Annotated in this window: 10 protein-coding genes and 1 pseudogene; 3 read left to right on the top strand and 8 right to left on the bottom strand. The window is 61.2% G+C overall.

The genetic code is table 11. The annotated features are described in order from the left end of the window. Positions 1-347 (top strand): annotated as a pseudogene (locus B3873_RS14190) (DUF2875 family protein); the annotation flags it as partial. A 24-nt stretch (positions 348-371) separates the two neighbouring features. After that, a complete protein-coding gene (locus B3873_RS14185) occupies positions 372-638 on the top strand; it encodes a PAAR domain-containing protein (RefSeq protein ID WP_034329955.1) in 267 nt (88 codons plus the stop codon). A gap of 229 nt (positions 639-867) precedes the next feature. Here B3873_RS14185 and B3873_RS14180 read toward each other — a convergent pair whose 3' ends face one another. The 6 genes from B3873_RS14180 to B3873_RS14155 all read right to left on the bottom strand — a co-directional run bounded on the left by B3873_RS14180 (position 868) and on the right by B3873_RS14155 (position 7123). Beyond that, positions 868-2001: an ABC transporter ATP-binding protein gene (locus B3873_RS14180; RefSeq protein WP_034329957.1), complete on the bottom strand. Its 1134-nt coding sequence runs from the start codon at positions 1999-2001 to the stop codon at positions 868-870. Next, positions 1998-2648, bottom strand: a complete 651-nt coding sequence (locus tag B3873_RS14175; RefSeq protein ID WP_039786787.1) for an ABC transporter permease — start codon at positions 2646-2648, stop codon at positions 1998-2000. Before B3873_RS14175 ends, B3873_RS14180 begins: the two co-directional genes overlap by 4 nt. Before the next feature lie 10 nt (positions 2649-2658). Next, positions 2659-3573, bottom strand: a complete 915-nt coding sequence (locus B3873_RS14170) for a glycine betaine ABC transporter substrate-binding protein (RefSeq protein WP_209533330.1) — start codon at positions 3571-3573, stop codon at positions 2659-2661. Between the two features lie 72 nt (positions 3574-3645). After that, entirely contained in the window at positions 3646-4359 is a 714-nt protein-coding gene (locus tag B3873_RS14165; RefSeq protein WP_039786791.1) for an ABC transporter permease, read from the bottom strand. A gap of 606 nt (positions 4360-4965) precedes the next feature. Continuing rightward, positions 4966-5673 carry a DUF4197 domain-containing protein gene (locus B3873_RS14160; protein WP_286866820.1) on the bottom strand — a complete coding sequence of 236 codons (708 nt, stop codon included), beginning with the start codon at positions 5671-5673 and terminating at the stop codon, positions 4966-4968. Positions 5674-5731: 58 nt separating this feature from the next. Then, positions 5732-7123 (bottom strand): MFS transporter, encoded by a 1392-nt coding sequence (locus B3873_RS14155; RefSeq protein WP_375163949.1) that lies wholly within the window; start codon positions 7121-7123, stop codon positions 5732-5734. 289 nt (positions 7124-7412) lie between these two features. On the opposite strand from B3873_RS14155, the gene B3873_RS14150 reads away from it, so the two are divergent. After that, positions 7413-7820: an NINE protein gene (locus B3873_RS14150; protein ID WP_286866817.1), complete on the top strand. Its 408-nt coding sequence runs from the start codon at positions 7413-7415 to the stop codon at positions 7818-7820. 28 nt (positions 7821-7848) lie between these two features. On the opposite strand, the gene B3873_RS14145 is transcribed toward B3873_RS14150, so the two are convergent. Both B3873_RS14145 and B3873_RS14140 read right to left on the bottom strand, forming a co-directional pair. Continuing rightward, the gene (locus tag B3873_RS14145; protein WP_286866816.1) at positions 7849-8025 is read right to left on the bottom strand and encodes a DUF1289 domain-containing protein; all 177 of its coding nucleotides are present in this window, start codon (positions 8023-8025) and stop codon (positions 7849-7851) included. A 294-nt stretch (positions 8026-8319) separates the two neighbouring features. Continuing rightward, a partial coding sequence (locus tag B3873_RS14140; RefSeq protein ID WP_286866814.1) for a transporter associated domain-containing protein occupies positions 8320-8974 on the bottom strand: 655 nt, incomplete at its 5' end.

The raw sequence follows: 8974 nt of genomic DNA, 5'->3' as shown, positions 1-8974 counted from the left end.
TGCCTGAAGCCACCGAACCCAAACGCGTCTTCTACGACACCACTGGCAACAAGCAATGGGTCATCCCGCTGAACCAGGCCCTGATGCAGATGGGCACCTCCGCTCCGCATCCAGACGAGGTCAAGGAAGGCTACGACATCGGCGCACGCATCGGCAACACCGGCACCAGCTCACCCATGGTGCAGATCGGACTCGGCCTGATCGCCAGCTACCACCAGGGCGGTGCAAGTGCGACAGTGAACCGCCGCCCGAACGGCATGGCCAGCATCATCATGGTCAGCCCGCCGGATGAAACGACCAAGGCTACGTGGGCCAAGACGCACGGCGGCCGGAGCCCCTTTGAATGACATCACCCCACAAGGACCACTGACATGCGCGGCATCATTCGTCTCGGCGATTCCACCAGCCACGGCGGCAAGGTCGTCACCGGACAAGACAAATCCATCGTCATGGGGCGCGCCGTCGCCTGCGTCGGCGATCACTGCAGCTGCCCGATCTCCGGCCATCACGATTGCGTCATCGTGGAAGGCGATCCCAACGTGCTGATCGACGGCAAGGCCGTCGCCTTCGAGGGCCACAAGACCTCCTGCGGGGCCTCGCTGATCTCCAGCATGGAGTCGTCAGGACGAACCGCGTAAATCATTTCGCATCGGCCCGCATCCCGCAGGCCAGACTGCATTGTCGGAGTCGCACATCTTGAGCGAGAATGAGCGCCGGCAAGCCTTCCTCGACGATCTGCAGCAGGCACAATAAAAAAGGGCAATGCCTGCGCATTGCCCTTCTGCTTTACTACTGTCTTGCTGTCCTGCTGTCCTGCCTTGCGTTTTTGCCGTTTGCTTCACATCGGCAATCGCATCAATCGGGCCATCAAGCCGCCATCGCCATCCCGCGCGACTTGCCGGAGCTCAGGTAGCTGGCGATGGAATCCTGCGTCACTTCGCCCACGTAGCTGCCATCGTTGGCGATGACCGGCATCCAGCTGGTGCTGTGCTTGTACATCTTGGACAGCACCACGCGCAGGTTCTCGTCCGGATCGGCATTCATGGTGAAGGGACGCACCATGTCCTCAGCCACGCCGGTGTTGCCGCGCACATCACGGCGGGTCAGATAACCCAGGGCGCGGTTGTCGGCATCGATGATGGTGAGATAGCGCGAATCCTGGTCATCCATCAGCGCCAGCGCCTGGTCACACGATACGTCCGGGTGGGCGGTGGCCGGGGTGGTCGCGGCCTCGCCGGCACGAACCAGCAGCAGGCGCTTCAGGGTGTGATCCTGACCCACGAAGGCGCTCACGAAATCATCCTTGGGACGGGCCAGCAAGGTGTCCGGATTGTCGAACTGCACCAGCTTGCCGGCGCGGAACACGGCCACCTTGTCGCCCAGCTTGATGGCTTCGTCGATGTCGTGACTGACCATGATGACGGTCTTGTTCAGCTGGCGCTGCATCTGGAAGAACTCATTCTGGATCGATTCGCGATTGATCGGATCGACCGCGCCAAACGGTTCATCCATCAGCAGCACCGGCGCATCGGCCGCCAGTGCGCGGATGACGCCGATACGCTGCTGCTGGCCACCAGACAGCTCACGCGGATAGCGCTTGAGGAATTTCTTCGGGTCCAGTGCCACCATGGCCATCAGTTCGGTGGCACGCTCCTGGCAGCGCTTCTTGTCCCAGCCCAAGAGGCGCGGGACGATGGTGATGTTTTCTTCGATGGTCATGTTGGGGAACAGACCGATCTGCTGGATCACGTAGCCGATGTGGCGGCGCAGTTCCACTTCATCGATGCCGGAGGTGTCCTGGCCGTTCAGCAGCACGCGGCCGGAGGTCGGGTTGATCAGGCGATTGATCATCTTGAGGGTGGTGGTCTTGCCGCATCCCGAGGGGCCGAGGAAGACGCAGATCTCCCCTTCAGCCACCTTCAGGCTGACGGCGTCCACCGCCTTGACCTGCGTTCCATCCTTTTGAGTGTAGGTCTTGCTCAGTTGGTCCAGTTCGATCATTTTTGTACTCCTTTCGGTGTCAGGATTTTCTGCAGACGTTGCAGCAGGGTGTCCGCAATGATGGCCAGCACGCTGATCATCACCGCGCCCACCACGAGTTTTTGCATGTTGCTCTGGCTGATCGCATGCAGGATCAGCACGCCCAGCCCACCAGCACCAATCACGGCCGCAATGGCCATGACGCCGATGTTCATCACGACGGCGGTACGCACGCCGCCCAGGATGACCGGCACGGCCAGCGGCAGGTCCACCATGCGCAGGCGCTGCCAGAAGGTCATGCCGATGCCGATGCCGGCTTCCTTGATGCCGGCTTCAATGTTCTCCAGCGCCAGATAAGTGTTGCGCATGATCGGCAGCAGCGAATACAGGAACACGGCGGTGATGGCGGGCAAGGGGCCGATGCCGGCACCAAATTGCGAGAACACCGGGATCATCAGGCCGAACAGTGCGATGGAAGGTAGCGTCAGCACGATGGTCGCCAGCCCCATCAAAGGACCGGCCAGCCAGCGCACCCGCACGATCAGGATGCCCAGCGGTACGCCGATGGCAATGGCCAGGCTCACCGCAATGCCCACCAGTTCAAGGTGCTGCAGGGTCAGGTCGAGGATGTTGCGCCAGTCCGATTGCAGGTATTGGAAGATGTTCATGGTCCCCTCCTCAGATCAGGCCGGCTTGCTTCAGGAAATCGGCCGCCACCTTGGCCACCGGTTCCTGGTCGATGTCGACGCGCTTGTTCAGCTCGGTCATGGTGGCCGTGTCGATCTTGGCGGCCAGGGCGTTCAGTTGCTCGGCCAGCTTGGGGTTCTTGTCCAGGATCTCCTGGCGCACCACCGGGGTGGCCTTGTAGGCGGCAAAGTAGCCCTTGTCATCCTCCAGCAGCTGCAGGTCGAAACCCTTGATGCGGCCATCCGAGGCGTAGGTCAGGCCGACGAACAATTGTTCGTTCTTCAGGGCCGTGTAGACCAGACCCGGGTCCATCTGCTTGACTTCGCTGCGATCCAGCTTGAAGCCATACAGCGCCTGCATCGGGCCCAGGCCGTCGGGACGGGAAGCGAATTCATAGTCCACGCCCAGCAGGTGCTGCTTGTTGCCTTCCTTGTCGTCTTCGTTGATGCGGTTGGCGAGGTCTTGCAGCGAGTGGATGTGGTACTTCTCGGCCACTTCACGCGGCATGGCGAAAGCGTAGGTGTTGTTCAGCTCCGACTGGTTGAGCCAGGTCAGACCGCGCGGCGCGTCCAGTTCCTTGACCTTCTGGTAGATCTGGTCGGGATCGAGCTTGTCCTCGATGTGGTTGTAGACGATCAGGGCGGTGCCGGTGTAATCCCAGACGATGTCGATCTGGCCGCTCTCCAGCGCCGAGCGCATCAGGGTCGTGCCGAGGCCGTTCTTCAGGTCGGTGTCGTAACCCTTGGCGCGCAGGTATTGCGCGGTCATGTCCGAGAGCAGCAGCTGCTCGGTGAAGTTCTTGCCGCCGATGACCAGGTTCTGGGCCTGAGCGCGGGCCGTGCCGAACATGGCCAGGCCAAGCGCCAGGGCGCACAGGGCATATTTTGCGATGGTCTTCTTTGTCATGCTTTCCTCTCTACCGCTGTGCCGGAAAGGGCTGGCGTGCGGTCGTTCTTGTGATGGGAATGAGCTGCCGGATCAGGTGCGCAGCCCGCGACGCGCCAGGTAGAAACCCGACAGCGAGGTCACCAGGGCATCCAGCACCAGCGCCAGCAAGGCGGTAGCGGCAGCGCCCAGCAGCAGCTGGCCGTGATTGTTCAGATAGATGCCAGGGAAGATCAGGCCACCCAGGCTCTCGCCGCCGATCAGCATCGACAGCGGCGCTGTGCCGACGTTGATGGCCAGCGAAGTCCGCACGCCACCGACGATGATGGGCAGCGCATTGGGCAACTCCACGCGGAACAGGATCTGGTGCGGCTTCATGCCGATGCCGCGAGCGGCTTCCTTCATGGCGGCCGGCACGTTCTTCAAGCCCTCGTAGGTGTTGCGCACGATGGGCAGCAACGAAGCCAGCCACAGGGCCAGGATGGTCGGGCCATTGCCGATGCCGAAGGCAGCCAATGCCAGCGCCAGCACGGCGATGGAGGGGATGGTGTTGCCGATGTTGAAGATCTGGATGAACTTCTCTGCACTGCGTTGCGCGCCCGGGCGGGACAGCGCGATACCGGCCGGAATGCCGGTGGCCAGGGCCAGCACCATCGAACTGAAGACCAGTTCCAGGTGCTTGCCGGTGTAGTAGACCAGGTCACCGCGATACTTCTGGATGACGTCCGGACCGATCCACCAGACCAGGCCTGCAATAACCAGCGCAAAACCGAACGCGCCGGCGAAGACGTGACGAACACGTGTCATGTTACCCCCTGTTGGTATAGCCGACACGACATGACGCCGCGACGACGGGTTTCTGGGATCAAGTTGTATAGGGTTCGCTTGCCCGTTGGGCGTATCGTTTGGATGCGAACCGAAAGCTGCAAGGGCAGCGATGAAACCGAAGCGATGAAGCCAGCCTCGGCATAGTGCACACCGGACAGGGATGGGAACGGTTCACCGTGGAGAACGGGAGGGCGTTCGCGCTGCCAGCCGGAAATTCGGACAACCCGCACACTGCGGATCGGACACTGCTAAGAGTCGTTGTTGAACAAGTGATTTCGCGAGCAAGATGCCGCGAAAGAACGATAGTTTAAAGCAATCGCTTAATGCTGTCCAGCAATGTAGCAATGTGAATCGATAACTTACAGATCTGAAGCACTTTTAAAAGTTCCCAACGGCGGTCAATATGCCGTTAAAAGTGGTCATCCTGAAAACCGCCAGCGCGGCGCTATCCCTTGCCCCATGCGGCTCCCGCCGAGCTTGACTAATGAGCAACATGGGGCAAAAAAAATCGCCGAACCTCTGTGCGCGGCCGGCGAAAATTTTTTCAGAAGCGCGGCAGGAGGTCGCCGCGTCGGTGCTCCGCTGTCAGCGCATGGCGCCGAACACCTTGCCCAGAATGGCGCTGCCGGTCCCGAGCGGATCCTTGCGGATGGCTTTTTCTTCCTCGCCGATCATCAGGAACAAGCCATCCAGCGCACGCTGGGTGACATAGCCTTCCACGGTGCTCTGCTCGGCGCTCACCAGACCGGATTTGGCGACCTGGCCCATGACGGCGTTGTAGCGGCCGGAGAGGCCGTTCTTGTCGGTGATCTGCTTGACGATGGGCAGGAACTTCACGGCCAGTTCGCCCGAGGTTTTCTGGCGGAAGAAATCGGTCACGGAGGTATCGCCACCGGCCAGGATGTTCTTGGCATCGCTCACCGACATCGACTTGACGGCATTGACCAGCAGCGGCTTGGCCATCGGCACGGCGGCCTCGGCGGCGTGGTTCATGTCGGCCACCAGGCCATCGACCTGGCCGCCCATGCCGGTCATGCGCAGCAGTGGCATGGCCTGCTCCAGCGCACCGGGCAGCTGGATCTTGACCTTGTCATTGCCGAGGAAGCCGTTGGGCCGGCCCAGGTTGGCCACGGCGGTATTGGCGCCCTTCTCCAGCGCGGCTTTCAGGCCGGCGGTGGCGTCCTGGTTGCTCAGGTCGGACAGCGAAAAGGCCAGGGCACCGCAGCTGGCCAGCAAGAGACTGGCCGCCAGCGTGCGGCGCAGTGCGGAAACGGGGAAACGGGAAAAGGACATGCGCGACTCCAGAGTTCAGGATGCCGGGATGATAGCAGCCCGGCATGACGGCACCAGCTCACTTGCCGCGCGAGAGCTCCAGCCCGGCATTGTGCGGCAGCTTGCCGCTGATCGGCACCGAGGCCACCGAGAACAGGCCGATGACCAGGAAGGCCGGCCAGAAATCCGCCTCGACGATGCTCGCATGCCCCTGCAGATGATTCGACAATTGCAGCACGATGCCCGCCACCGTCACGCCCAGGCCCAGCGACAGCTGCTGGATCACGCTGGCCAGACTGGTGACGCGGCCAGCGTCGCGGCTGTCGATGTCGGCATAGGCGATCGAATTGAGGCAGGTGAATTGCAGCGCCGGGAACACCCCGCCCATCAGCACGATGGTGACAATGAGCAGATAAGGCGTATGCATGCTGAAGATGCCGTAAGCCGCCAGCGCGATGCCGGCGAACACGGCATTGACCATCAGCACGGTGCGGAAGCCATAGCGGCGCAGCACCCGGCTGGCCAGCAGACGGATGAAGAGCGAACCGAAGGCCGAAGCACAGGTGATGCTGCCGGCCTGGAAGGCGGTCATGCCCAGCCCTTCCTGCAAGGCCAGCGGCAGCAGGAACGGCACCGCCCCCAAGCCGATGCGGAACAGCGAGCCGCCCACCACGCTGGCATGCAGCGTGGGGATGCGCAGCAGGCGGAAGTCCAGCAGCGGATACGGGATCTGGGTGGAATGACGGTAATACATCACCAGCGCAATGGCGCCGATGGAACACATGGCCACCGGCGTGGCGCCGTCGACCAGCTGGCTGCCGAACAGCGACAGGCCCAGCATGATCATGGCCGCGCCCACCGAGGTGAGTACAAAACCCTTCACATCCAGCGGGGCCGGATTGTCTTCCTTGAAGTTCTGGATGAAGCGCTTGGCCAGATACAGGCCCAGGAAACAGAACGGGATATTGATCAGGAACACCCAGCGCCAGTGGAAGTAGGTCGTGAGAAAGCCGCCCAGCAGCGGCCCGACCACCGGGCCCAGGAGCGCCGGCAAGGTGAGATAGCTGACCGCCTTGACCAGTTCGGACTTGTCGACCGAACGCGCGATGATGACCCGCCCCACCGGCACCATCATGGCCCCGCCGATGCCCTGCAGGAAGCGCGCCGCCACGAAGGTCACCAGCGAGCCGGAGACGGCGCACAGGATCGAACCGGTCATGAAGACGATCATGGCCCAGCTGAACACCTTGCGCGCGCCCAGCTTGTCGGCCATCCAGCCGGAGATCGGGATGAACACGCCCAGCGCCGCGACATAGGCGGTCATGGCCAGTTTCAGGGTGATCGGGTCTTGATGGAGATCGCGCGCGAGCGCGGGGAGCGAGGTGGCCAGCACGGTGGCGTCCATGTTTTCCATGAACAGCGCACAGCCGACGATGAGCGGAATGAGCAGCGAGGGTCGCACGGTAGGCAACGGGGCAACAGAGCGGGTGACAGTGGCGGAATTCCAGGGAGGCTCTTCGTTGCACGGCCTCCTGAAGGTGCATAGTTTAACCCAGCTGGCCTTTTCTTGCGGGCAAGCCGTCGGATCGCCGCAACGATGTGAAGACTTTGGCAGACAGTCAGCCGCCATCGGACAAACCGCTTCACCCTGCGCAAAGGGCACTTTCAGGATGAGCCCATGTCACAATGCAGCACGGCGCATCGTGCGAAACAATCTTCATATCACGCTATAACCTGCCCCACCCTCATTTGGAGCCTGGATGAACAACAACATCAACAACACCCACAGCAAAACCCTGGGCTATCTGCTCTGGATCTTCGGATTTCTCGGCGCGCACCGCTTCTACTACGGCAAACCCGTCACCGGCACGATCTGGTTCTTCACGCTGGGCCTGTTGGGCATTGGCTGGATCGTCGACCTGTTCCTGATCCCCTCGATGGATCGCGAAGCCGACCGCCGTTTCGTGGCCGGCGAGGTCAACTATTCGGTGGCCTGGCTGCTGCTGACTTTCCTGGGCATCTTCGGCGCGCATCGCCTGTACATCGGCAAGTGGATCAGCGGCATCGTCTATTTCTTCACCGGCGGCTTCTTCCTGCTGGGCGTGCTGTACGACTTCTGGACGCTCAACGCCCAGATCTCCGAACGCAACCACGGCGCACGCGCCTGAACCCTGCCGGCGGCCCTTCCCGGCCGCCCTACTTCTTCTGCAATGCCTTCATGCGCTTGGCAGCCAGCTCCACGGTGTGGAGCTGCTCCTTGCGCTTCATCGATTTCCAGTCCTTGATTTCATCCCGGGTGCGGCCGCAGCCGGTACAGACTTCGTGCTTGAGCTTGCACAGCGAGACACAGGGGCTCTTGACGTCTTTTGCCACTTGCGGATTCCACTTCATTCATATTCAGACAGTCCTGACTGTACTGCAATGCCGGAAAGCCTGCTGACGCCGTGCCCCATGAAAAAGGCCCGCATCCTTGCGAATGCGGGCCAGCCCACGACTACCTCTGCTACGTTTTGCTACAGGTTGCTACGTTTGCTACGGGTACTGCAGCCGCCTGCTTTCCCCGAGTACCAGTCTTTCAAGCAAGCGACTGGACGGGAGTATCCCGGTTTACGGCGTTCATGGGCATAGGAAAAGTCTGAAAAAACGAGATCAAGTTGTGCTGGACTGCTATTCCATTTTGCCGGACTGACTTGTCTTATCGGATTTGTCCGATTTGCCCGATTTGTCCGCCTTGTCCGATTTTTCGCCCTTGTCCTGCTTGAAGCGGGTCACCAGCAACTGGTTGATGCGATTGCCTTCGATGTCCACCACCTCGAACTTGAAATCGGAGAAGAGCACGAAATCGGTCTTCTTCGGAATCTTGCGCAGCATGTACATGATGAAACCCGACAAGGTCTCATAGCCGACCGGGTTGGGATACTCGTCGATGTCCAGTTCGTTCATGACATCGTTCAAGGGCGTCAGGCCATCCATGAGCCAGGAGTTCTCATCGCGCCGCACGATCTGCTGCTCTTCCTCGGTGATGGCCAGCAGATTGCCCATGAGCACGCCGGTCACGTCGGTGATGCTGATGATGCCGACCACCAGTGCATATTCGTTCACCACGATGGCCAGGTCTTCATCCATGGCCTTCATGCGTTCCAGCACTTCCCACAGGTTCAGGGAATCGGGAATGGACAGCGGCGTATGCACCAGACCCTTGTCGGCCAGCGAGAACTGTTCACCCTTGAGCAGGCGCTTGAGCACATCCTTGCTGTCGATGTAGCCCAGCACCGCATCGATATGTCCATCGCAGACCAGGAAGCGCGAATGCGGGTGATCG

Origin of the sequence: Herbaspirillum sp. UBA812 (assembly GCF_002296545.1) — a bacterium.
Classification (GTDB): domain Bacteria; phylum Pseudomonadota; class Gammaproteobacteria; order Burkholderiales; family Burkholderiaceae_D; genus Herbaspirillum; species Herbaspirillum huttiense.
Note: the sequence above shows the minus strand (reverse complement) of the source record. Positions and strands in the feature narration are given on the sequence as shown.